Annotated in this window: 21 protein-coding genes; 11 read left to right on the top strand and 10 right to left on the bottom strand. The window is 71.1% G+C overall.

Translation table 11 applies throughout. From position 1 onward, the window contains the following. Positions 1 to 76: 76 nt before the first annotated feature. From CCZ36_RS14795 to CCZ36_RS14770, 6 genes are all read right to left on the bottom strand, one after another. The gene (locus tag CCZ36_RS14795; protein WP_128817829.1) at positions 77 to 1,033 is read right to left on the bottom strand and encodes a GNAT family N-acetyltransferase; all 957 of its coding nucleotides are present in this window, start codon (positions 1,031 to 1,033) and stop codon (positions 77 to 79) included. Beyond that, entirely contained in the window at positions 1,020 to 2,249 is a 1,230-nt protein-coding gene (locus tag CCZ36_RS14790) for an MFS transporter (RefSeq protein WP_128817828.1), read from the bottom strand. Before CCZ36_RS14790 ends, CCZ36_RS14795 begins: the two co-directional genes overlap by 14 nt. 164 nt (positions 2,250 to 2,413) lie before the next feature. Continuing rightward, complete coding sequence (locus tag CCZ36_RS14785; RefSeq protein ID WP_069738765.1) at positions 2,414 to 3,628, bottom strand: ATP-grasp domain-containing protein; 1,215 nt, start codon at positions 3,626 to 3,628, stop codon at positions 2,414 to 2,416. Then, entirely contained in the window at positions 3,625 to 4,389 is a 765-nt protein-coding gene (locus CCZ36_RS14780) for a hypothetical protein (RefSeq protein WP_128817827.1), read from the bottom strand. Before CCZ36_RS14780 ends, CCZ36_RS14785 begins: the two co-directional genes overlap by 4 nt. Further along, on the bottom strand, positions 4,383 to 5,588 hold the full coding sequence (locus tag CCZ36_RS14775) for an argininosuccinate synthase-related protein (protein ID WP_069738763.1): 1,206 nt from the start codon (positions 5,586 to 5,588) through the stop codon (positions 4,383 to 4,385). Before CCZ36_RS14775 ends, CCZ36_RS14780 begins: the two co-directional genes overlap by 7 nt. A 104-nt stretch (positions 5,589 to 5,692) precedes the next feature. Then, positions 5,693 to 6,964 (bottom strand): hypothetical protein, encoded by a 1,272-nt coding sequence (locus CCZ36_RS14770; protein WP_128817826.1) that lies wholly within the window; start codon positions 6,962 to 6,964, stop codon positions 5,693 to 5,695. 546 nt (positions 6,965 to 7,510) lie between these two features. On the opposite strand from CCZ36_RS14770, the gene CCZ36_RS14765 reads away from it, so the two are divergent. From CCZ36_RS14765 to CCZ36_RS14745, 5 genes are all read left to right on the top strand, one after another. Continuing rightward, on the top strand, positions 7,511 to 8,179 hold the full coding sequence (locus CCZ36_RS14765) for a dTMP kinase (RefSeq protein ID WP_128817825.1): 669 nt from the start codon (positions 7,511 to 7,513) through the stop codon (positions 8,177 to 8,179). Positions 8,180 to 8,540: 361 nt separating this feature from the next. Then, positions 8,541 to 9,371, top strand: coding sequence for a class II aldolase/adducin family protein (locus CCZ36_RS14760; RefSeq protein ID WP_069738761.1), 831 nt, complete (start codon positions 8,541 to 8,543; stop codon positions 9,369 to 9,371). A 63-nt stretch (positions 9,372 to 9,434) separates the two neighbouring features. Then, positions 9,435 to 10,535: a histidinol-phosphate transaminase gene (locus tag CCZ36_RS14755; RefSeq protein ID WP_069738760.1), complete on the top strand. Its 1,101-nt coding sequence runs from the start codon at positions 9,435 to 9,437 to the stop codon at positions 10,533 to 10,535. Next, the gene (locus CCZ36_RS14750) at positions 10,532 to 11,332 is read left to right on the top strand and encodes a nucleotidyltransferase domain-containing protein (protein WP_069738759.1); all 801 of its coding nucleotides are present in this window, start codon (positions 10,532 to 10,534) and stop codon (positions 11,330 to 11,332) included. The genes CCZ36_RS14755 and CCZ36_RS14750 overlap by 4 nt, the downstream gene beginning before the upstream one ends. Before the next feature lie 48 nt (positions 11,333 to 11,380). Beyond that, positions 11,381 to 12,739: a lysine N(6)-hydroxylase/L-ornithine N(5)-oxygenase family protein gene (locus tag CCZ36_RS14745; RefSeq protein WP_069738758.1), complete on the top strand. Its 1,359-nt coding sequence runs from the start codon at positions 11,381 to 11,383 to the stop codon at positions 12,737 to 12,739. 69 nt (positions 12,740 to 12,808) lie between these two features. On the opposite strand, the gene nagA is transcribed toward CCZ36_RS14745, so the two are convergent. Then, a complete protein-coding gene (gene nagA / locus CCZ36_RS14740; protein ID WP_128817824.1) occupies positions 12,809 to 13,966 on the bottom strand; it encodes an N-acetylglucosamine-6-phosphate deacetylase in 1,158 nt (385 codons plus the stop codon). Then, positions 13,966 to 14,859, bottom strand: coding sequence for an ROK family protein (locus tag CCZ36_RS14735; protein WP_234428131.1), 894 nt, complete (start codon positions 14,857 to 14,859; stop codon positions 13,966 to 13,968). Before CCZ36_RS14735 ends, nagA begins: the two co-directional genes overlap by 1 nt. Before the next feature lie 431 nt (positions 14,860 to 15,290). Here CCZ36_RS14735 and CCZ36_RS14730 point away from each other — a divergent pair, with 431 nt between their 5' ends. Next, a complete protein-coding gene (locus tag CCZ36_RS14730; RefSeq protein ID WP_069738755.1) occupies positions 15,291 to 16,568 on the top strand; it encodes an ABC transporter substrate-binding protein in 1,278 nt (425 codons plus the stop codon). 87 nt (positions 16,569 to 16,655) lie between these two features. Next, positions 16,656 to 16,976: a DUF3263 domain-containing protein gene (locus tag CCZ36_RS14725; RefSeq protein ID WP_069742436.1), complete on the top strand. Its 321-nt coding sequence runs from the start codon at positions 16,656 to 16,658 to the stop codon at positions 16,974 to 16,976. 85 nt (positions 16,977 to 17,061) lie between these two features. Here CCZ36_RS14725 and CCZ36_RS14720 read toward each other — a convergent pair whose 3' ends face one another. Continuing rightward, the gene (locus tag CCZ36_RS14720; protein ID WP_069738753.1) at positions 17,062 to 17,745 is read right to left on the bottom strand and encodes a phosphotransferase; all 684 of its coding nucleotides are present in this window, start codon (positions 17,743 to 17,745) and stop codon (positions 17,062 to 17,064) included. A gap of 201 nt (positions 17,746 to 17,946) precedes the next feature. Here CCZ36_RS14720 and CCZ36_RS14715 point away from each other — a divergent pair, with 201 nt between their 5' ends. The 4 genes from CCZ36_RS14715 (at position 17,947) to CCZ36_RS14700 (ending at position 22,071) form a co-directional block, all read left to right on the top strand. After that, the gene (locus tag CCZ36_RS14715) at positions 17,947 to 19,326 is read left to right on the top strand and encodes an alpha-lytic protease prodomain-containing protein (RefSeq protein WP_128817822.1); all 1,380 of its coding nucleotides are present in this window, start codon (positions 17,947 to 17,949) and stop codon (positions 19,324 to 19,326) included. 172 nt (positions 19,327 to 19,498) lie between these two features. Beyond that, positions 19,499 to 20,359 (top strand): dioxygenase family protein, encoded by an 861-nt coding sequence (locus CCZ36_RS14710; protein WP_069742439.1) that lies wholly within the window; start codon positions 19,499 to 19,501, stop codon positions 20,357 to 20,359. A gap of 204 nt (positions 20,360 to 20,563) precedes the next feature. After that, positions 20,564 to 21,073, top strand: coding sequence for a SigE family RNA polymerase sigma factor (locus CCZ36_RS14705; protein ID WP_069738750.1), 510 nt, complete (start codon positions 20,564 to 20,566; stop codon positions 21,071 to 21,073). Positions 21,074 to 21,150: 77 nt separating this feature from the next. Then, on the top strand, positions 21,151 to 22,071 hold the full coding sequence (locus tag CCZ36_RS14700) for a hypothetical protein (protein ID WP_128817821.1): 921 nt from the start codon (positions 21,151 to 21,153) through the stop codon (positions 22,069 to 22,071). Positions 22,072 to 22,146: 75 nt separating this feature from the next. Here the strand turns inward: CCZ36_RS14700 and CCZ36_RS14695 are convergent, their stop codons facing one another. Next, the gene (locus tag CCZ36_RS14695) at positions 22,147 to 23,838 is read right to left on the bottom strand and encodes a bifunctional 3'-5' exonuclease/DNA polymerase (protein WP_069738748.1); all 1,692 of its coding nucleotides are present in this window, start codon (positions 23,836 to 23,838) and stop codon (positions 22,147 to 22,149) included. Between the last annotated feature and the right edge of the window lie 49 nt (positions 23,839 to 23,887).

Raw genomic sequence — 23,887 nt, 5'->3', positions numbered from 1 at the left:
GCGGCACGCGATTCTGATGATCATGTCAAAGCGGTGGCGGTCGGCCCAGTCCTGAGCGGCGACCGCCACCGCTTCGTTACGTGCTCACCGTCACCGACCGGGCCTCCCGGAGGCCACGGGCGCGGAATCGGGCCGTGAGCGCCTCGTCGGGCGCGGCCGACAGGATCAGAAGATCGTGGCCGGGGGCCTGTGCGGTTTCCGGCCAGGACAGCGGAGCGCCCCGGTGCCCTCCCCACGTCACCACGAGCGCGGGGTCGGACAGGGACCGCAAGGTGAGGAACCTGTCGGCGTACTCGCCCGCCAGCCGGGGGTCGAGGATCTGAGAGGGCAACGGGGTGAAGCCGAGGCGGCTCTTGAAGGTGAACAGCCCGGGCTGGACGACATGGCCGAAGAGGGAAGGGTCGTTGCCGAGGGACGCGAAGCGCAGTCCGCTCTTCCGGGCGAACTCCAGCGCCTCCAGGTAGGCGACGCGCATGACCCGGCTCGCGCGCGCGTCGGGCGAGGCGGCGGAGAAGCGCATCTGCATCACGGACTGCTCGGGGCGGATCCACCACAGAGATCCGACGATCATGCGGGTGCCGTCGTGCACGCTGACGCTGACATGCTCGTCGGCGGCGTCCAGGAGGCGGTCGCGCCAGCGGCGCGCGTAGTTCTTCCCGCGCGGCATCGCTTCGATCTGACGGTCGTAGACGACCAGGAACTCGTCCACGAGCGCGGGAGTCAGCCCCGCCCGGACGCTCACCTTCAAACCCTCGTCCTCGACGAAGCGGCGGCCGAGACGGACGTTGCGGCGCTCGGTTCCGGGGAGTGCGGCCTCGAACTCTGCCGCCGACTCCTTGACGGGGGCACACCAGTTGATCCAGCGCGGGCGCGTCACGAATCCCAGACCGGCGAGAGCGGACTCGTCGAGGCTGTCCGGTTCGGCGAGCCGGACGATGTCGACCGGTGCCCCCGCGCTCTTCCACGCCTGCCGCTCGGCCTCCGCCCGGTCCACCGTGGCGACGACCACACCGTCCTGCTCAGCGATCTCCAAGGGAAGCTCCTTTCAGGGCATCCGCCTTCTCGGCGGCCCGTTCGCAGGTCCGGGTGTAGACGGCCCAGACCACGACCGCGGCGCCCCACAGGCTCAGCGCCGGCAGCCAGTACCGGAATCCGTCGAGACCGCTCGCCCACGCGAAGAGGAATCCGGACAGGGGCGAAGCCCCGGTGATGAACATGCGGATCGTCGCGTTGGCCCGGCCGGCGACATCGGCCGGAATCGTCTCCTGCCGGTAGGTGATGGAGGCCACGTTGCTGACGGCGACCGCGAAGCACTCCACCATGAATCCGAGGAGGCGCAGGGGGAGCAGCGGCGTGGCGACGAGGGCCAGGCCGGCCAGTCCCAGCACCTGGGCCGCCAGTACGCGGCGTTCGGTGCTCCAACGGGGAACGATGGCCGGGGCGAGCCGGCTGGCGAGTGCGCCCATGAGCAGGCCCGCGGCCATCACCCCGGAGATCGCGGCGGTGTTCATCCCCCCGTCGCTGAACTGGGTGATGAGGGCGGGCTCCAGCTGCCCGATTGCGAGGTTCGTCATGGACATGGTCACGACGAGCCAGAGGATCTCGCGGCGTCCGACCCAGCGGAAGCCGATCGCGAGGTCTCGCCGGATATCCATTCTCCGATGGCTCGACGGTGCTCGGGGAAGCAGCCGGGCGATACAGCCCGCGACCAGGTACAGGGCCCCGATGCACAGTGAGGCCGCCGCCGGACCGAGCAGGGCGAAGGCGGTTCCGCCCAGGAGCAGGCCGACGACCTTGGACACCTCGATGGCCGAGTTCAGCTTGGCGACGGCCGTGGCACGGAGGGGCGGAGAGATCAGCACGGGGATGAGCACGAACTGACCGGTGATCGAACTCGCGACGCCCCCGATCCCGGAGAGCAGGACCAGCAGGGCCACGGAGAGCTGGCTGGACAGCGTCGACGCGAGCAGAACCAGGCAGACGGCCTGGTGCAGCTGGGCAAGGACATAGACCGTCCGCTTGTCGAAACGGTCGATCACCGAGCCCAGGAAGGGGGACCCCACGTACGAGACACCGCGCAGGGCGAACGAGACGAGCGCCAGGGCCACGGAGTCCGATTCCGCCAGCACGGCCAGCGGAATGACGATTCCCAGCTGCCAGTCGGCGACCTTCGAGAGCATCGAGGCCGCGATGAGGACGCGCAGCACGCGGGTGTCGGTGGGTGGAGCCGGCGCGGACGCCGCGGTCATACGTCCGCGCCCGTCGGGACGCGGAGGCCGGACGAGGAGGCGGGGCGCTCGCGCCCCGTCGCTGTCCGAAGGCCGTTCGGGCCGAAGTCAGGCATGCCAGTTCTCTCGTTCAAGGAGGTGGGCCGGGCGCGGCGCGCCCACGCGGTGGCGAACGCGCCGCGCTGTCACCGCCGGTACTCGTCCTCGATGCGGGCCAGCTGCCGCAGCAGCGCTTCGTCGTCGGGGGCCCTGACCACGTACGAGTCGAGGAAGTCCGTGGAGTGCCGGACGCCGCCGCTGCTGTTGCCGGCGCCGCGGTGCGTGCTGTGTTCCACGACCCCCAGCGTGGCCAGCCGGTCCGGTGCGATGCCCCGGGAGCCGGAGCCGCCCGGGTAGAAGGAGATGAAGCCGCTCGTCCCGCCGCCCGCCACGGGCTCAGGGGCCGGCCCCAGGGAGATGCCCAGTCCGGCGTCGAGGCGGATCTGTGTCTCGACGATGTCGAAGCCGTACTGCGCCTGGATGACCGGAGGGATGAGGCCGCCCGGCGGGCGCGCGGCGACCTCGCAGAAGACCAGTTCGTCGGATGCGGTGTGGAACAGCTCCAGGTGCGTGGTGCCGTCCTTGAGCCCCAGTGCGGCCAGGACGTCCGCGTTCACTGCGGTGATGCGCTTGTGCAACGGGCTCTCGCCCACGAGGACGGTGCCGAACATTCCCCCCGGGGTGTAGCTCGCGGGGTCCGCCAGATATCTGCCGACACTGCTGAAGAGGATGCGTCCGTCCTGTACGACGGAGTCGCAGTGGTATATCTGGCCCCTGACGAACTCCTCTATCTCGTAATGGGAGTCGGAGAGGTCGAGGCGGTCGACCACGCGCCGTGCCTCCTCCAGCGACGGGACGATGTAGAGGTCCTTCGCGGCGAGGCCCAGCCGGCTCTTGATGACCTTGCGGCCCGTGCTCCAGTCCACCTTCCCCAGGTCTTCGGGGGTGTCGAGAGCGGCGAAGTCCGGAACGGCGGCGGCGCCGGCCGCCCGTACGGCCTCCTTCATCCTCACTTTGTCGCGAAAGCGCAGTCCGGTCTCGTAGTCCATCCCCACGAGACCGAACATCGAGCGCATCTCCGCCGCGAGGAGCACCGCCCTTTCATGCACGGCTATGACCCTGCTGATGGGGTGGTTGCGCAGCGTCCACGCGCAAATCTCCCGCCAGCGGTCCTCGTCGTTGGCGTCGCACAGCGCGACGTGGTCGAGGGGGTTCTCGGCGAACCCCCGGGCTCCGCCGTCGATCTGTTTGCGGGCCACCATGTGGATGTCGATGTCGGCGGTCGGCAGGATGTGGGTACCGCCGCGGTGGAAGTGCGAGTAGGGGTGGGCGTTGATGAACAGCGCGGTCGTCCTGGTCATCGGGTCGCCTCCTTCCGAGGGTGGGCGGGGCCGGTGAGACGGTCGTCCGCGCGGCCGGCCGCTCCGGCCAGGGCGGCACGCGTCAGGTCGAATCCGGTGAGCCGCCGGATGAACTCGCTCTGCTCGTCCGTGCCGACGGTGGGTGCGCCGCCGAGGACGCGCACCTCGCCGTTCCGGCCGCGCAGCCGGATACGGGCGGGTCCGTTCCGCAGGCCTGCGGAGTCGAGGAACCGGTTAAGGCCCGCCATGACGCTCGCGTACTCATCCGTGCTCAACGCCTCTTCCGGCACGATGCGTTCGGTCGGGCGCGGCGGGGCGTCGGCGTCCATGAGCGCCACCCAACGGTGCTGCCCGGCCTCGCTGAAGGTGTACGCCCACCGGTCCGAGGCACCATGGGCCGGCTTGTCGGGCGTGCCCGCCGCGAGGCGTTCGATCACCTCGGCCGGGGTGCCGGCCGTGCCGAGGACGGCGTTCGCCAGCGCGGCCGGACGTGCGCCCTCGTCGCTGAGGGAGATCACCGCGGTGGGTGCCAGCGGGCGCAGCACTGCTTCGACGAACCCGGTGAACAACGCGTCCCGGGTGAAGTCCACGCTGTAGTAGCCCGAGGAGTCGTCGACCAGCTCGTGCACGGGAGCGCCGGGGCGCTGCACGAACACGGTGCGGCAGTCGAGGGCATGGGCCGTACGAGCGGTGTGCACGGTCGCGTCGACGATGACCAGGAGGGCGGTCGCGGGCGCGGTGTCCGGGCCGGTTCCTACCACAGTCCGTTCCTCTTCTCGTCGTTCGTCGCTCCGGCCAGGCAGGACAGCTCTCGCCGGATGGAGGTCTGCTCCCAGTCCTCCCTGTCGCGTACGTATTTGGTGGCGTCGGCGACGATGGAGACCGTGGAGGTCCGGCTGCCGTCCAGCCGCCAGCGCACCGAGCCGGTGACCGGCGCCGTCAGTTCCGTGATGAAGGCCTGGCAGGCCGCTCGCAGACCGCCGAACCAGCGTCCTTCGAGCGCTTCACGCACCCAGATCTGCTCGACGTTGAGCTTCTCCCTGAGGGATTCGGCGTCGAGCGTCGCCGTCTCCAGATGGCGCCGGGACGCCAGCAGCAGCCAGGCGGCGGGCATCTCCCGTACTTCGAGGACCTTCATGCCGTCCGGCAGATGCTCGAGGCCGGTGTGACGGCCCAGACCGTGCGCCCCGGCCGTCCGGTTGAGCGAGGAGACGATGTCCGCGAGCGGGGCCTCCCGTCCGTCGACGGCGACGGGGACTCCGGCGCGGAAGGCCACCTCCAGGTACTCCGCTTCGGGAACCCCCCGGCGCGCGCTCCACCGGTAGAACGCCTCCGGGACCTCGTGGTGCTCAGGGTCGTCCAGGATCCCGGATTCGAACTCGCGGCACCACAGGTTCGAGTCGCCGCTGGCCGTGCGTTCCGCCATCTCCTCCAGCCCGATGGCCCGCAGCTCCTTGATCTTCATCTCCCGGTCCACGGGGTGGAGGTCGTAGGGCGTGCCGAAGTGACCCTCGAACCCGAGCTGGTCGAGTGCGCCGTTCAGCCGGCGCAGGGTGTTCTGCGAGCGGTTGGCGGTGTGCAGGATCATCCCCGCGTCCAGCTCCCGCGCCACGCGCACGGCCGCGCGGGCGATGAGCGGCCGGCTCAGGGACGAACTCACGGGATGGGTGTCCAGGTAGACGCCGTGGGCGGCGATCGCGGGCCGGACGAACTCCTGCAGGAACGCGTCCCGTTCGTCGACGAGGTGCAGACGTACGCCCAACTGGTCGGCGATGCCCCGGATCTGATCCGGCTTCTCGTCACCGCCGACATCCACGCTGAGTGCGTGCACCTCGGTGGCGCCGGCCTGCACGAGCCGGTGCAGGAGGTAGGTACTGTCCAGGCCGCCGCTGAACAGCGTCACGATGGGGCGCTTCACATCGGCATCACTGTGTGTGATGTCGTGAAAAGACCGGATCACCCTTCGGCTTGTCTTCACACCGCACGTCCTTATGGTCCGGCCGGAATCTGCATGAGGAGGCGGTCCTGCCCCGTCCTCTGCCCGGGGCAGGGCTCCCCTCGCGGTCAGCTGTCGGCAGTTCGCGCGCTGTCGCGCAGGAAGGAGAGTTTCGAGTACAGGCCGCGCTTGGCCGAGATGCCGAGCCCGGCGAGATGCGCCTCCACCAAGGTGGTCAGGCGGCCGAGTTCCGCGTCGATCGTCGATCCGTCCATGCCGTCGTGGTGACGGGTGTCCAGGTACTCCGTCTCCACCTGGCGCATCACGCGTCCGGTGCCGTCGCTGAGGGTGACCTCGTCCGTCTCGATGCCGAAGCCGTGACCGGTGGTGACGGACTGGATGTTGATGTCGAACTTCGTCCGCCGCAGGCTCGGCAGGGGCCGGAAGCTCAGGTCCGGGAACTCACGGGCGAGATAGCCCTCGAAGTCGCTCTCCGGAACCTCTATGCCGTTGCGGAAGGTCTCGACGCGGCGCAGCGAGTCCTTCGCGAACTTCTTCATCTTGAGCCGGTACCTGCCGTCCGGGTACTCCTGGAAGGCGAAGTGGCCGACCCGGTCGGCCGGCGCGGTCACCTCGAAGTTGTGCTGGACGAAGTGCCAGCGGGTCAGCTCGTAGCCGGGGTCGGGGATGAACCCCGGCAGCTCCCCGGCCTCGACGGCTGCCCACATGCCCTGGGTGAGGGACCAGATGTTCGCCTCGTCGAGGAGGGTGATTTTCTCCTCGATCTCGATGTCCTTCTCGTACAGCAGCTGGGTCTTGTCCTCGACGCGGACGAAGTTCTCCAGCTCGGTCCGGCGCTCGAACGCCGTCGCGACCAGTGTGCCGAGCTCGACGTCGGCACGGTGGTCGAACCGGGCGACCCGGGTGAAGAGCACTCCGACGGCGCGCACCCGGGTGCACATCAGCACCTCGGTACGGGACTGCTCCGGGCCCTCGTGCGTACGGAGCAGCATGACCGGGGCGAGCGGGGCGAGAGCGGCGTCTTTGAGGGCCGCGGCCGCGGGATGCCCCAGCGCGGCCAGAGCGGTGCGCAGGTAGTCCGCGAACCCCTCGTCGAGCCCCGTGCGGCCCCAGGCCGCCGTCGGCCCGGCCGGCGGCTCGGGAGTCTGCGCCCGGCCCGCGGCATCCAGCACCGCGACGGACCGCGCGACCGTGTCCTCCTGACGCAAGTACTCCACGACCCGGACGCCGTCGCCCTGTTCGGGGCTGAGCTCGACGATGCACACCGGCGCGTTCTCGACCGGCGCGACCGTGTACTGATGGGCGATGTCGGCGAGGACGAGGCGCCTGGAGACCGTCGTGGCGGACCCCTGGTCGTCAGCGGGCAACTGCGCTGTCAATGCGACTCCTAAAACTCACTAAGCCGTGAAAGGGGTACCGGCGATCGCAGTCGGTAAATCCATGGATTTCCGAGCGGGACAAGGCGGTGACGGAAACGCCCCTCGCGGCGTTGCGGGGGCCGAAACGGGACAATCCGTGACGCCGACGGCAACGAGAGGCGCTGCGGTCGGCGGACAGTGGGGTGATCAACCGAGTAAGCACGATAGGCGGCGCCGTCATTAATCGTCAACAGTTCGGCTTGCGTCTCCATTGCTTCACGCTACTTGACCCGTTTTTGTCCGTTTGGGACCGGGGGTTCGACCTAAGCGGAATGCGTCTATCCGGGGGTCTCATCTCATTCCCCGAGATGCAATAGGAAAGCGGTTTACAGGATCTCGGGTGCCGGTCTAGGTTCGCTGAGGTCGCCCGGCTGAGCCCCAAGTGCAGAGTCGCGGATTCCGCTATCAATAGCCAGCGTCCTTCGCGATATACCCGCCTCTTCGTGGGACCTGTGGCGGGCCGGGTGGTTTTCCTCAGCGATACGAAACAGTCTCTAGGCGGTAGAAGTGCGCACTCAGCAAGAATCTGCGGATTCCGGAATCAACACCGGACGCCTGGTGGCCGTAGTGGGTCTGGACGGGGCCGGCAAGTCTTCCCAGGTCCGGATGCTCGGCGACTGGCTCCACTCGCAGGGGGTGCCGGCGCAGGCCCACGAGAGCCTCACCATGGCTCCGGTGCGCAAGGCGCTGAACCTGATGGCCGAGCAGGACGGTTTCGAGGACCATCTGGACCTCATCGGAGGCGAGACCATGCGCCTCGTCTCCGCCTGCTCGCAACTGGCGCGCGTCTCCGCCTTCGAGAGGGCTCTCACGAAGTCCCCCGACCTCCTCATCGTCGACCGCTATGTCTACTGCCAGTACGCACTGGCCAAGGCCGAGGGGGTCGGCAGTGTGGACTTCCTGCGCAGGCTTCTCGGCGGCGCGCGCAAGCCGGATCTCACGATCTTCCTGGACGTCTCTCCTGCCGAAGCGGTACGCCGCATCAACGTGCGCGGGATCGACGAGGAGAGCCCGGAGTTCCTGGCGGCCTTTCGGGAGGCCTATGTCGGCCTGCCTGAGTTCGCCGACTTTGTTTCGGTCCCGGGAGACGGTGATTTCGAAACAGTGCAGGCGGCGATGAGGCAGGCCGTGGTGTCCGCATTCCCTGAAATCTTTTCCAAGGTTTCGGATTCCTGATCCTTCGCTCCACCGGATATATCAAAGCCCCGGATGGCGGTCCTGCGCGGGCAGCCGGCCCGGGCGGGCGGGCCGCATACCTGCCGGGCCGAGCCGTCCGGCCTTCGCTCTCCCCGGCGCGCCCACGCTGACGCCCTGCGCGGGCGCGTGACGCCCCGCGCCACTTCTTCCCGCGCGCCGGGCACCTTCCGGTCGGCCGCCCGCCGTGCCTCGTCACGCCTTGCGGCCCGGCCCGGCCCGGCCCATGCCCGCGCCGGCCACGGGCCCTCCTTCTTCGCCGTGCGCACGCTGGGCCCGCCGCCGTACGGCGGCCCCGGGCGTTCGGCTCCGTCAACGCATCCGACAACGAGGGGAATACACCATGAAGGGTTCGATCGTCCTGGTGAACGACACTGACGATCCGGAGATCGTGCGGTCGGCCACCGAGGAGCGGCACCACCGGCTGACGCAGCTGATCGCGGCACTTCGCCTCTTCTCACGGTGGGGGTACGACGAGGGCGAGGGGTTCGCCGGCCATTTCGCCTGCCGTGACCCGGAGGTGACGAACGCGTTCTGGGTGAATCCCGTCGGAGTGCACCTCTCGACGATCGACGTCGACGATCTGGTGCTGCTGGACTACGAGGGCAACGTTCTGGCGGGCCGCCACCCGGTCAACATCGGCGCCCTGGTGCTGCACTCCAGTGTGCTCGCCGCGCGTCCCGACGTCGTGGCGTCCGCGCACTTCCACTCCACCTACGGGCGCATCTGGGCCGCCACCGGCCGGATCCTGCCGATCATCAGCCAGGACACCTGCGCCTTCTACCAGGACCAGGCGGTGGACCACGAGTTCGGCGGGCTTCCGCACACCTTCGAGGACGGCCGGGCGACCGCCGAGGCGCTCGGCGAGTTCAACACCCTGATCCTCAAGTACCACGGTCTGCTGACGGTGGGGGCATCGGTGGAAGCGGCGGCCTGGCGCTACATCACCCTGGAGCGGGCCTGCCAGGCGCAGGTGCTGTCCGCAGGCCTCGGCCCGCTGGAACCGATTCCGCACGAGGTCGCGCTCAGGACGCGGAAGTACGTGGCCTCCGAAGAGAGCGCACGCGCGCAGTTCCAGCCCCTCTACGACTACATCGAGCACCTGGACGGGGCGTGGACCACCGACGCCTCCCGGATGCCCGCTCCCAAGGAGCTCGCGCCCACGGCGGGTTGATCCCGCCCGGCTCTCACCGGTGGTTCGCGAGAACCACCGGTCCACCCATCCTCAGGAGGACGGTTGAAAGCGCAACTTACCCGGCCGGAACTGGACAGCCTTCCGTCCTACCTGCCGAGCCCCATCCCGCTCGACGGCAGTGGTGTGCCCCAGGTGCCCGACGCCGCACGCCTGGCGCTGAACGAGCTTCCCTTCGGCCCGCTTCCCGGGGTGCTCGACGCCGTCATCCGGGCCGCCACCGGCTCCAACCGCTATCCGGACATGGCGGCGGTCGCGGTGAGGAGCGCCCTGGCCGGCCACCACGGCATCACCCCGGACCGTGTCGTGACCGGCTTCGGCTCCGTCTACCTGCTTGAACTGCTCCTGAAGGCGGTGTGCGAGCCGGGCCAGGAGTTCATCTTCCCCTGGCGTTCCTACGAGGCCTATCCGGTCGTCGCTGTGGGAGCCCATATGCGCCCGGTCCCCGTCCCCTGTTCCGACGGCGTCGACCAGGACCTTGACGCGATGGCCGCGGCGGTGACCCGGGACACGCGCGTTGTGCTCATCTGCAACCCCAACAACCCCACCGGCACCGCCGTCACCAGGGCGGCGCTGACCGCGTTCATCGACGCGGTCCCGGACTCGGTCCTGGTCGTCCTCGACGAGGCGTACGCCGAGTTCGTCGACGACCCCGATGTTCCGGACGGGCTGAGGGAGTTCGGCGACCGGAGAAATGTGGTGATCCTCCGCACGATGTCGAAGGCCTGGGGCCTCGCCGGTCTGCGCCTGGGATGGCTGGCCGCCGCGCCGGAGGTGGCCGAGGCCATGCGCAAGCTTCTCGCGCCCTTCGCCACCAGCACGTTCGCCGAGGTGGCTGCGCTGGCCGCGCTCGAACAGGAGAAGGAGGTGCGTCGCCGCGTGGAGTACATCACCGCGGAGCGTGCCCGGATGTTCCCGGTGCTGAAGCGGATCGCGCCCCGTACTCCCGTCTCGCACGCGAACTTCTTCTGGCTCCCCATGCGGGATCCCGCCGCCTTCGCAGCGCATTGCAAGGCGGGCGGCGTGCTCGTCCGCGACTTCCCCGAGGCCGTACGGGTCACGGTGGGCGCCGCCGAGGAGAACGACCGGTTCCTCGAACTGGCGGCGACCGAGGGCGCACTCCTCGCGGCCGGGGCGGGCCAGTGATCATTCCTCTTGATTCCGACGGCCACTTGGTCAACCTCGCGGACATCGGCAAGGTCGGTCCGGAGTGGCGCCCCCTCATGATGAGCCTCGTGGAGGAGTACCGTTCGCGCTATCCGGACCTCGCCAGCGTCTATGTGCGGGGATCGGTGGCCACCGGCACCGCCGTACTCGGGCGGTCGGACCTCGATCTGGTGGGCGTGACCCGCCGGGAGCACCGGATCGACCGGGCGTGGGTCCGGGAGGCATCGGAGCGCACGCTCGACCGCCACGCGGCCGTCGTCGACATCGACCTCGCCATCACGTCCGTCGCCGCGGTACTCGGCGACCGTAAGAGCGGGTTCTACATCAAGACCCAGTCGGCACTGGTCCACGGCGAGGACCTCGGGCCGCGGATCGCCCCGTACCGGATCGGTCCGGAGGCGTTCAGCCACCTCTTCAACCTGGAGCTCGATCTCAAGGTCGTCCGGGACGCCGTGCACGACGCGTCCGACTCCTTCGCGCAGACGCTCATCATGCGGCTGGTGAAACGCGTGCTGCGCGCCGGCCTCGAACTGGTGGCCGAGCGACAGCAGGTGTACACCCGGGATCCGGACATGTGCTGCGACTTCTTCGGGGCGCTGTACCCGGAACAGGAGCCCGCCATGAGGGGAGTTCTGGACCTCATGTCAGATTTCAGCGACACGGCGGACGCGCTGCGAAGAATCGATTCATGCGTGGAGTGGATGGCGGCGGAGAGGTCGCGCGTCTACCCGGGGGAACTGCCGAAATTTGCTTTCATCGACGATCTCGGAGTCTGAGGGGTGCCCGTCTTGAGTACACGCACAGGGGCGGAGAGCGAGACAGATGTGCTCTGCTCGCCCGGGCGGGGTGACGTGCTCGATGTCGTGGGCATCGGATTCGGTCCGTCGAACCTCGCCCTCGCCATCGCACTGGCCGAGTACAACCAGGAGGTCCCCGAGGCCGACCGCGTCTCGGCGCGGTTCTACGAGAGGCAGCCGGCGTTCGGCTGGCACCGGGGCATGCTTCTGAAGGACACGACGATGCAGGTGTCCTACCTCAAGGACCTCGTCTCCATGCGGAACCCGTGCAGCAGGTTCAGCTTTCTCGCCTACCTGCAGGCCAGGGACCGCCTGGTCGATTTCATCAACCACAAAACGCTGTTCCCCTCCCGCAGGGAATTCCACGATTACCTGGAGTGGGCCGCGGAACCGTTCCGGGGCGCGGTCGACTACGGGCGGGAGGTCGTGGACGTCGTTCCGGTCGAGGAGGCCGGAGAGGTCACCCACTTCCAGGTCCTCACCCGGGCCGGCGGACAGCAGGCCGAGCCTGCCGTCCAGCGCGCACGGAACGTCGTCGTGGCGGGCGGGCTGCGGCCCCGCCTGCCGGACGGCACCTCGCTGTCCGACCGCGTGTGGCACACGAGCGAGCTCCTCGGCCGGCTGGAGACCCTGCCCGCCGGGCCCGGGCAGGCCCCGCGCAGCTTCACGGTGGTGGGGGCCGGGCAGAGCGCCGCGGAGACGGTCGCGCACCTGCACGGAGAGTTCCCCGACGCCGACATCCATGCCGTCTTCGCCCGCTACGGGTACGCCCCTGCCGACGACAGCGCCTTCGTCAACAGGATTTTCGACCCGGAAGCGGTCGACCACTTCTACACGTCGCCGGACGACGTCAAGGAGATGATGTTCGACTACCACCGCAGCACCAACTACTCGGTGGTGGACATCGAACTGATCGACGAGCTGTACCGGCGGCTCTACCAGGAGAAGGTCGCGGGGAAGCAGCGTCTGCACGTCCACAACCTCACCCGGCTCCTGACCGCGGACAGCGGCGACGAGCACGTGCGGGTCGGGATCGAGTTCCTGCCGACCGGCCGGCGGGATGTCCTGCGCACCGACTACCTGGTCCTCGCCACCGGGTACCGGCCCACGGACCTGCACGGGATACTCGGCAGCGTCGAGCCGATCCTGTGCACCGACAAGGGACGTGTGAGGGTGAACCGCGACTACAGCGTGGAATCCACCCTCCCGGGCCCCGCCGCGATCTACCTTCAGGGGCCGACCGAGCACAGCCATGGGATCGCCTCCAGCCTGCTGAGCAACACGGCGGTCCGCGCCGGCGAGATCACCAAGGCGCTCGTGAAGGGCCTCGTCCGGGACATCGACGCGCCCCGTGCCCCGGCGCTCACGGCGGCCGCGCCGGTGTGACCGCCCCGCACGCGGAGGCCCTGGTACCGGTCTTCCGGTACCAGGGCCTCCTTCTTCCGGAGCAGCCGCCTAAGCCGTCTTCGGCTCGATGATCCACTCGCCCTTGCGCATGACGCCCTTGAGGACGAAGTCCTCGTCGAGGACCACCAGGTCGGCGTCCTTGCCCGGCTCCAGCGAGCCGACCCGGTCGTAGACGCCGAGCAGCCGGGCCGGGTTGGCGGAGATGGACCGGACGACGTCCTCGACCGGGATCTCGTCGAGGGTGGCCGCCCGGCGGAACGCGGTGTCCAGGGTGAGCGTGGAGCCGGCGATCGAGCCGCCCTCCACCAGCCGGGCGACGCCGTCCTTGACCTCGACCGCGAGCGGCCCGAGGTCGTAGGAGCCGTCGCCGAAGCCGGCCGCGTCCATCGCGTCGGTGATCAGCGCGACCCGTCCCGCGCCCTTGTGGCGGTAGGCCAGCTCCAGGACGGCCGGGTGCAGATGCGTACCGTCGTTGATCAGCTCGACGGTGATCCGGTCGTCCTCCAGGAGGGCGGCGATCGGGCCGGGTTCGCGGTGGGCGAGCGGCGGCATGGCGTTGAACAGATGCGTGGCGACGGTCGCGCCCGCGTCGATCGCCTCGACGGTCTGCTCGTACGTCGCGTCCGTGTGGCCGATGGCGGCGATGACCCCGTGCTCGGCGAGCAGCCGTACGGAGTCGATGCCCCCGGGCAGTTCGGTGGCGAGGGTGAACATCCGGGCGGTGCCGCGCGCGGCGTCCAGCAGCTTGCGGACCTCGGCCGGGTCCGGGTCGCGCAGCAGGTCCTCGCTGTGGGCGCCCTTGCGGCACGGCGAGATGAAGGGGCCCTCGAAGTGGATCCCGGCCAGATCGCCCTGCTCGACCAGCTCGGACAGGACGCCCGCGCGCCGGGCGAGGAAGTCCATCTCGCCGGTGACGGTGGAAGCGACCATCGTGGTGGTGCCGTGCTCGCGGTGCGTACGGATGCCCGTGAGGACCTCGTCCACGGTGCCGGAGGTGAAGGAGGCCCCGCCGCCGCCGTGGTTGTGCATGTCCACGAAGCCGGGGACCACCCAGTGGCCGGAGAGGTCGACGGTCCGGGCGCCCTCGGGTGCGGAGGCGGCGATGCGGGTTCCCTCGACGGTCACCCGGCCGTCCTCGACGGTGCCGGTGGGGAGCACCACCCGGGCACCGGCGAGAACGGTGCTGTCTGCTGCGCGAGGGGCCATCAGGCGGAAACCTCCGTGGAGAGTAGATCCCAGGCGAGCAGCCCCGCGCCCAGGCATCCGGCGGTGTCCCCGAGGGCCGCCGGGACGATGTGGGGCAGCTTCTGGAACGTGATCCGTTCCTCGACGGCCGCACGCAGTGGTGTGAACAAGGTTTCCCCGGCTTCGGCGAGACCGCCACCGATGATGAGCGTGCCCGGGTCGAGGAGGGTGAGCGCGGTGACGAGGCCCGCGGCGAGCGCGTCGACCGCGTTCCGCCAGACCTCGATCGCCGCCGGGTCGCCCGACTCGACGGCCTTCGCGCAGTCCGCGGCGTCCGCCCCGGGGTCCCCGGACGCGGCGGCCCAGGCCCGGGTCACCGCGGCGGCCGAGGCCAGCGTCTCCAGACAGCCGCGCTGGCCGCAGCTGCACTCGGGCCCGTCCGGGCGAACGACGATGTGGCCGATCTCGCCCGCGTCCCCGTGGGCGCCCGCCTCGATGGCGCCCGCGATGCCGATGGCCCCGGCGATCCCGGTGCCGAGCGGGACGAACAGGAAGCGGTCCGTGCCGCGACCGGCGCCGATGCGCCCCTCGGCGAGCCCGCCGGTGCGGACGTCGTGGCCGAGGGCGACCGGGATGGCGCCCAGCCGCTCGGAGAGCAGGGCGCGCAGCGGTACGTCGCGCCAGCCCAGGTTCGCGGCGTACACCGCGATGCCCTTCGCCGAGTCGACGATGCCGGGCACGGCGACCCCGGCGGCGACGGCGCTCTCGCCGAGGTGCTCCTCGCCGTGGGCCCGCAGATCCGTCGCGAACGCGAGGATCGACTCGATGACCGCTTCGGCGCCGCGCTCCCGGTCGGTGGCCCGCCGCGCCTCGTGAAGGAGGGTGCCGTCGGTCCCGACCAGTGCGGCCTTCATTCCGGTGCCGCCCACATCGAGGGCGATGACATGTCTCACGGGAGACAGTTTCGCCCGCCGACCCCCAAAAGGTCTAGTCCACTAGCGTGGTTTGTTGCGCACCCATACAAAATGATGAACGCGTGAAGGCGGGGCTTTTTCTCCCGGAAGGTCACGAATGGGAACCTCGGATCGGTGGAATCCGGACCAAAGGTCTGGACCAAGATACGGGCCGGGGTCTCCGACTTCCAGTACCCGCAAGCGAGTTGTGGCCCTCAGGGCCCGTATACGTTGCCGAAGCGATACGCCGGTGGTGTAGACCTTCGCGTCGGTAATGGGGGAAAATCGCTGTTCATCCGGACGGTGCCCAGGACAGGGCGGCGCTGCCGCGGCCGCACCAGGCCGGCGGCCCGCGCCGTGCACACCGTTCGCGGGCAAGGCGATCAACGAGGATGGGCGAGGCTGTGCAGCGGCGCTTTTTGGGTCTGACCGCGGCGGTGGCCGCGCTGGGAATGACGGCAACGTTGTCGGCCTGCGGCGGTGATGCCGGTTCGGGCGACGTCACGCTCAAGCTGGTCGCCGCCGACTACGGCACCGGTCCGGAGAACAGCTCCGAGAAGTACTGGAGCGGGGTGGCCTCGGGCTTCGAGAAGGAGCACCCCGGCATCAAGATCGATGTCACCGTCCTCTCCTGGAAGGACGTCGACCGCGAGGTCGCCGAGATGGTCAAGGCCGGCAACGCCCCGGACATCGCCCAGATCGGCGCGTACGCGGACTACGCCAAGGCGGGCAAGCTCTACACCGCCGACGAGACGCTCGCGATCCGCACCACGGCGAACTTCCTGCCCTCGCTCACCGACGCGGGCAAGGTCGACGGCACGCTGTACGGTCTGCCCTTCGTCGCCAGCACCCGGCTGCTCTTCTACAACCAGAAGCTCTTCGAGCAGGCGGGCCTGGACGCCCCCGAGACCTGGGACGACATCAGCAGCGACGCCGCCGCCCTCAAGGCGAAGGGCGTCGACTACCCCTTCGCCCTGCCGCTCGGCCAGGAGGAGGCCCAGGCCGAAACCCTGATGTGGCTGCTCAGCGGCAACGGCGGCTACACGGACGACGTCGGCTCGTACGACATCGACTCCGCCGAGAACGTCGCCACGTTCCGCTGGCTGCGGGACAACCTCGTCGGCAAGGGCCTCACCGGCCCGGTCGCGCCGGGCAAGCTGGACCGGGCGAAGGCGTTCGAGGCGTTCACCGCCGGCAAGGTCGGCATGCTCAACGGCCACCCCACCCTGATGGACGAGGCCGAGGCCAAGGGCATCAAGGTCGGCATGGTGCCGCTGCCCGGCGCCGACGGCCCGACCAAGGGCTCCATGGGTGTCGCCGACTGGATGATGGGCTTCAAGGAGAACGGTCACCGCAAGGAGATCGGCACGTTCCTGGACTACGCCTACTCCGACGAGAACGTGCTGGAGTTCGCCGAGCAGTACGACCTCCTCCCGGTGACCGGCAGCGCCTCCGCCGCGATGGAGACCGACAAGAAGCACCAGAAGCTGCACGAGTTCCTGGTCGCGCTGCCCAACTCGACGCTGCCCCCGTTCGGCAAGACGTCCTGGGCCACGGTCAGCGACGCGATCAAGAAGAAGATCGGCAACGCGGTCGCGCCGGGCAGCAACCCCGAGAGCATCCTCGGGGAGATATCCGCCGAGGCGGCGCAGGCGGAGGCCGCGGAGTAGCGGAGGCCGCCGAGCCGCGGCCCCGGACCGTGTGCGCGGTGTCGCGGCCGCGCGTGGGTGTCGGGGGCGGGTATTAGGTTGGTTGATATGACCGACCCCGACCCCGGCCCCGGCCCCGACCCCGATCACCCCGGCGCCGCCCCCGAGCACGACGACGCCCCGGCCGTGCCCGCGTCCGGTGCGGACGAGCTGTCCGTACGGGACCGGGCCCTGCTGGCCCTGGAGCGGCGGCCCTGGCCGGGGCCCGGCGCGAAGGAGCGGGCGATCCGCGAGGAGCTCGGGATCTCGCCGGTCCGCTACTACCAGCTGCTGAACGCGCTGATCGAGGACGAGCGGGCGCTGCGGGAGGATCCGGTCACGGTGAACCGGCTGCGGCGGGTGCGGGACGCTCGGCGCGGGCGGCGCTGAGGTTTCCCCCCTCGGGGTCCCCGCCCCCGGGCCCCGCTCCTCGATCGCCGGTGGGGCTTGATCTCCCGCAGGCGCTCGGTTCGCCTCAGGCGCCGGATTGGTCCAACACCAAGTCGACCGCCCCAGCCAGGCAGCCCCGTTCGCCCTCCGTGAGATACGGGTTCCGCTGCTGGCGGGCCCGGGCCAGCTCCAGATCGGCGGCCGACGCGCCGCCGTCCTCGGCGAGTTCGGCGAGGAACGCCGCCAGCAGCGGCCGTACGTCGGCCCCGGCCGGGAACGCCGGGTCCAGCACGATCCGGGCCAGGGTCAGCGCCGACATCGCCCGGTCGAGGCCGGGCGGGCCCTCCGCCGCGCTGGACCAGTCGATCACCACCGCGCCCCCGGCCGTCAGCATCACGTTCTCCGGATGCAGGTCCAGATGGAGCACGCGGTCCTCCGGGTCCGTCGAGACCCGGGGCGGTATCGCGTGCAACTCCCGCAGCAGACGGGCGAGCAGGGCCGCCGCCTCGGCCTCCCCCAGTCGCCCCGCCAGCAGGGCCTCGGCCAGGGTCGGGCCGGACAGCCGCTGGAGCACCAGGTCCGTGGGGCGGGCCCCCTCGACGGGCGGGCCGATGCGCGGCACCGGGAAGCCGAAGGCGCCGACGTAACTCATCACGGCCAGCTCCTCCGTGGTGTCGGAGCGGTCCCGGTAGCGGCGAAGGACCCAGGAGCTGTCGAGTGCGTACACGTCGGCGGTGCGTCCCGAGCCCAGAAGTTGCCCTGTGTGCATGAGGGCGAACCTACCCGGGCGCCCCGCCGAAGGGGAGACGGCTCTCCCCCGCCGCAGGGGGGCGACCGGCCCCATAACGCGGAGGGAGGGGGGTGAACGGGATCTCCTGTGCCGGGCGTCACCGCCGCTACGGTTTCGGCAATTCCCTGGTCCGGACCAACCCCGCCGGACCCGGACACCCCTGGAACCAAGGAGAGTCACGTGGAGAGAACCACGCTCCGCAGACGCGCCCTCGTCGCCGGCACCGCCACGGTGGCCGTGGGCGCGCTCGCCCTCGCCGGGCTGACCGGCGTGGCGTCCGCCGACCCCGCGGGCACCACCGCCCCGCCGGTCTCCGCCGACAGCCTGTCGCCCGGGCTGCTGGCCGCCATGGAGCGCGATCTCGGCCTGGACGCGGACGACGCCCGGAGCCGGATAGCCAACGAGTACCGCGCCGCCGCCGTCGCCGCCGGTCTGGAGAAGTCCCTCGGCGCCAGCTACGCCGGAGCCCGGGTCAGCGGCGCGAAGGCGGCCCTGACCGTCGCCACCACCGACGCTTCCCAGACCGTCCGGATCACCGAGGCCGGGGCGAGGGCCGAGGTCGTCGGCCACAGCCTGGACCGGCTCGAAGGGGTCAAGGAGGCCCTCGACAAGGCCGCGCTGCGCAAGGCCCCCAAGGACGTGCCCGTCTGGTACGTCGACGTCGAGGCCAACCGGGTCGTCGTGAACGCCGCGAGCACCGCCGCCGGAACGGCGTTCCTCAAGGCGGCCGGGGTCGACGGCGCCCTCGTCACCGTCGCCCGCTCCGCCGAGAAGCCCCGCACCTTCGCCGACCTCCGGGGCGGCGACGCGTACTACATGAACGGCTCCGGCCGCTGTTCCATCGGCTTCTCCGTCAAGCGCGGCACCCAGAACGGCTTCGCCACCGCGGGCCACTGCGGCCGGGTCGGCACCACCACCAACGGCTTCAACCAGCAGGCCCAGGGCACGTTCCAGGGCTCCACCTTCCCCGGCCGCGACTACGCCTGGGTCGCCACCAACGCCAACTGGACCCCGCGCCCGACGGTCAACGGCTACGGGCGGGGCGACGTCACCGTCGCCGGATCCACGGCCGCCGTCGTCGGCGCCTCGGTGTGCCGCTCCGGCTCCACCACCGGCTGGCACTGCGGCACCATCCAGCAGCTCAACACCAGCGTCACCTACCCGGAGGGCACCATCTCGGGTGTGACCCGCACCAGCGTCTGCGCCGAGCCCGGCGACTCCGGCGGCTCGTACATCTCCGGCAACCAGGCGCAGGGCGTCACCTCCGGCGGCTCGGGCAACTGCCGCACCGGCGGTACGACGTACTTCCAGCCGCTCAACCCGCTGCTCCAGGCGTACGGGCTGACGCTGGTCACCAGCGGTACGCCCACCGACCCGCCCACCACGCCGCCGACCGACCCGCCGACCGACCCGCCGGGCGGCACCTGGGCGGCCGGCACCGCGTACGCCGCCGGAGCCACGGTGACGTACGGCGGAGCGACCTACCGCTGCCTCCAGGCCCACACGGCCCAGCCCGGCTGGACCCCCGAGGCCGTTCCGGCGCTCTGGCAGCGCGTCTGACCGACCCGGGCCCGGTCCGGTCCGCCGCGGCCCGGCCGGCCGGGCCCGCACGGGGGCGCGGGCCGGGCCCCGGCCCGCACCCCCGTAGCAGCACCTCCTGAACCTCCCCGCCTCCCGCCTCCCCGCGTCGGGGCTCCCCGAGGACTCCGAGGAAAACGTCATGACCCCACACATGGACAACGCAACCCCCCACGAGCCGAACGCGTCCGACGAGGCGTCGGGCGACCGGCGGCGGATCAGCCGCAAAGGTCTCCTGAAGGCCGCACTGGTCGCGAGCGCCGCGCCCCTGCTCGCCGGCGGAGGCGTCGCGCTCGCCCGCGACGCAGCCGCCACCGGGGACGGGCCCCTGGCCCTCACCCCGGAGTGCGACGACGGCGACGACCTGACGCCGCCGCAGATGGAGGGCCCGTACTTCAAGCCCAACTCGCCGCGCCGCACCAGCCTGGTGACCCCGAGCACCCCCGGCGTACCGCTCACCGTGAGCGGCTACGTCTTCGGCCGGGCCTGCCGACCCGTCTCCGGGGCTCTGCTCGACTTCTGGCAGGCGGACACGAACGGGGCCTACGACATGGCCCGGTTCAACTTCCGGGGGCATCAGTTCACCGGTGCGGACGGCTCGTTCAGCCTCACCACGGTCGTGCCGGGCCTCTACCCGGGCCGTACGCGCCACATCCACGTGAAGGCGCAGGCGCCCGGCGGCCGCATCCTCACGACCCAGCTGTACTTCCCGAACGAGCCGCGCAACAACACCGACGCCCTGTTCGACCCCGAGCTGCTGATGAACGTCCGCAACGTCGGCAACGGGCGCCAGGGCACCTTCGACTTCGTCCTGGACGTCGCCCAGACGCCCGGGCCGACCGATCCGCCCACCGATCCGCCCACCGAGCCGGGGACCAGCTGGGCCGCCGGCACCTCCTACCGCGCGGGTGACCGCGTGACCTACGGCGGGGTCGCCTACCGCTGTCTGCAGGCGCACCGGGCCGTCTCCGGCTGGGAGCCGCCGAACGTCCCCGCGTTGTGGGAACGCGGGTAGACGACAGAGGCAGCGAGCGCACCACCGCCCGCGCCCCGTTCACGCCGTCCGGCGCGTGAACGGGGCGCTTCTCTGCGTCTCTGCGTGTCTGTGCGCCTGTGCGTCTCTGAGCATCGGGAAAGTTCTCGCGGACCGCCTGAAACATTTGCCCGGCCCCGTCGCGTCGTAGAGGAGGAAGGGCGTGACGGACGGACGGGGGAGAACATGAAGGCTGCGCGTACCGACGAGTTCAGAGTGTTCGCGGCCGGCCGGGCCGGCCCTCTGTTCCGCTCTGCCTGCCTGTTGACCAGCGGAGATGTGCATCTGGCCGAGGATCTGGTGCAGGAGACCCTGAGCCGGATGTACGTGACGTGGGGCCGCGCCCGCCGGATCGACAACCCGGCGGCGTACGCACAGACCGTGCTGGTGAGGACCTTCCTGACCCATCGCCGCCGCCGCTCCGCGAGCGAACATCCACTGGCCGAACTGCCGGAGGCCACTTCGGCCGACCGCGACGATCCGGCGCTGCGGATGACGCTGCTGCGCGCCCTGTCCCAACTGGCCCCCAAGGACCGCGCGGTCGTCGTCCTGCGGTACTGGGAGGACCGCAGCATCGAGGAGACCGCCGCCGCCCTCCGGGTCAGCCCGGCCGCCGTACGGACCCGCTGTGTACGGGCACTCGGCCGGCTGCGGGAACACCTGGGCGGCAGCATCGCGGAGTTCGCCGCCCGCTGACGTAACGCATCCCCGTGCCCCTGCGCCCGGAGAACTGTCGAGCAATCCGATACGAGTACGAGAAGTGGTGGTTCCCCATGCCCAGCGAAATGCCCGGCGAAGACAAGCCCCCGTTCGAGGACAGCCTCGGTACGGAAATGCGCCGCGTCGGCGAGACCTTCGAGCTGTCCGGCCGGGCCGCCCTGGTGGACGGCGCCCTGGAACACGGCCGGCGCACCGTGCGTCGCCGCCGGACCGCCGCCGTGGCCGGAAGCGTGCTGACCCTGGCCCTCGTCGGCGGCGGGGTCACCTTCGCCACCGGGCAGTTGGGCACCTCCGGCGACACAGTGAACGTCGCGAGCAGCGGCCCGGTCGGTCAGACGGCGACGCCCCCGCCGCCGACCGCCACGGACGCCGCCACGCCCGAGCCGACGGGCACGCCCGAGAAGACCGCGAAGTCCACCCCCTCGCCCTCGGACGCACCGGCGGACGGCGCCACCGCCACCCCCACGGCGGACGCGGGCACCGGTGAGCCCTCGCCGGACCCCTCCTCGCGCGGAACGCACGACGCCGGGATTCCGGCGCCGCCGCTCGACTACACGCTGCTGATGCCCACCTTCCGCGCCCTGCTGCCCGACGGGCTGACCGTGACGGACGTGACGGACAGCGGGGGCGAGTTCGCCTCGGTCGTCGTGAACGACGGCAAGGGCCGTTCCCTCGTGCAGATCAATGTGCAGCACGACATGCGGGACGTCGCCCACCAGCTGTACGGCGACGCGACCACGCTGCCCGACGGCACCCTGCTCGCCACCTCGAAGAAGCCCGGCGAGAAGGGCGGTTCGGGCGTCGTGATGTGGACGGCCGACAGCATGCGCCCGGACGGTATGCGGGTCTTCGTCTCGGCCTTCAACTCCGGCGAGCAGTCGAGTCCCGCCACCCGCAAGGCGCCCGCGCTCACCATGGACCAGCTCATCGCCCTCGTCACCAGCCCGGAGTGGCCGGGGCTCCAGCAGCGGTAGAGGTGTCCGGCGGGTCAGGGCCCGGCCGGCCGCGGGGCCGAGGCGCTGCGGGCCCGGGGAGCCGCGCCACGGACGTCACTTCGCGTCCGCGTACCGCTCCACCACCGCCACCGTGAAGGGGAACCGCACCGGCGTCTCCCCGAAGGCGGTCCGCCCGGCCAGCTCGCCCGCCGCGCGGATCGCCTCGGCGACGGCGGCGCTCTCCTCGGCCGGGCAGTGCACGATCACCTCGTCGTGCTGGAAGAACACCAGCTGCGCCCGCAGTCCCCGCTCGAAGAGCGTCCGGCGCAGCCCGGCCAGGAGCAGCAGCGCCCAGTCGGCCGCGCTGCCCTGCACCACGAAGTTGCGGGTGAAGCGCCCCCGGGCCCGTGCCGCGCCGCCCCCGGACCCGGCGGGGCCTTGGGCGTCACCGGCGCCCTCCGGGTCCTCCTGGGGGATGCCCGCCTCCTCGTCCTGGCCCGCCGAGACGACCGGCGGGCTGGTGCGGCCCAGCCAGGTCCGCACCACGCGCCCCTCCTCGCCCGCCCGCGCCGCGTCGTCGACGTACGCGACGGCGAGCGGGAAGCGGCGGCGCAGCGCGGCCAGGTTCTTCAGCCCGTCGCCGGAGGTCTGGCCGTAGATCGCGCCGAGCAGCGCCAGCTTGGCGTGCTCGCGGTCGCCGGAGAACGCCCGGTCCGACAGGGCCTTGTAGAGGTCGCCGTCATGCCCGGCCACCTCCATCAGGCCCCGGTCGCGGGAGATCGCCGCCAGCACCCGGGGCTCCATCTGGTCGGCGTCCGCGACGACGAGCCGCCACCCCGGATCGGCGATCACGGCCTGCCGGATCACCTTGGGGATCTGGAGCGCCCCGCCGCCGTTGGTCGTCCAGCGGCCGCTGACCGTGCCGCCCGGCTGGTACTCAGGGCGGAACCGGCCCTCGCGCACCCAGTCCTGGAGCCAGGACCAGCCGTGCGCGGTCCAGATCCGGTACAGCTTCTTGTACGCGATCAGCGGCTCGACCGCCGGATGGTCCAGCTCCGCCAGCTCCCACCGCCGGGTCGACTTCACCGGCATCCCCGCCTGAGCGAACGCCTTCACCACATCGGCGGGCAGATCCGGGCGGACCCGTCTGCCGAACGCGGCCGACACCCGGTCCGCCAGCTCGGCGAGTCTGCGGGGCTCGCCGCCGCCCGCGTACCGCTCGCCCAGCAGGCCGTTCAGCAGCTCCCGGTGGACGTCGGCGCGCCAGGGCAGCCCGGCCCGGTGCATCTCGGCGGCCACGAGCATCCCCGCCGACTCGGACGCGGTCAGCAGCCGCATCCGGTCCGGGTGCTCCGCCGCACCATGGCGGCGCACCTGGTCCGCGTAGACCCGCAGGAGCCCGTCGAACGGCACACCGGCCCCCGACGACGGCTCGAAGAGGGAGGACTGGGCGCCGGGTTCGGCGGACCGGGCGGGCGGGTCCGGCGGCACCGGCGCGTTGTCGAGGCGGGCCAGCGCGGCTGCGGCCGACCGGGGCTCGCCGAGCCGCCCGGCGTGCCCGAGGAGCAGCAGCTCGGCGCACTCGATGTCGTAGCACCGCTCGACCCGGACCCCGGCGGCGAGCAGCCGGGGGTAGATCTCGGCGGTCGACCGCCACACCCAGCGCACCACGTCGGGGCGGGAGCGGACCGCCTCGACGAGGTCGGGCTCGGCGACGACGGGACCGGCGGGCGTGCCGTCGCGGGCGAGCGGCGCGAGCAGCGCCCCGCCTCCGTCCGCGGCCGCCACCGCCCACCGTTCGGTCATGGGTGCGAGTCTGGCACCCGCCACTGACAGTGCCCCGGAGCCGCACCCT

It is taken from the genome of Streptomyces sp. S063, assembly GCF_002832675.1.
GTDB classification, from domain to species: domain Bacteria; phylum Actinomycetota; class Actinomycetes; order Streptomycetales; family Streptomycetaceae; genus Streptomyces; species Streptomyces sindenensis.
The sequence above is the reverse complement of the archived record's forward strand: the minus strand, read 5'-3'. Positions and strand labels throughout refer to the sequence as shown.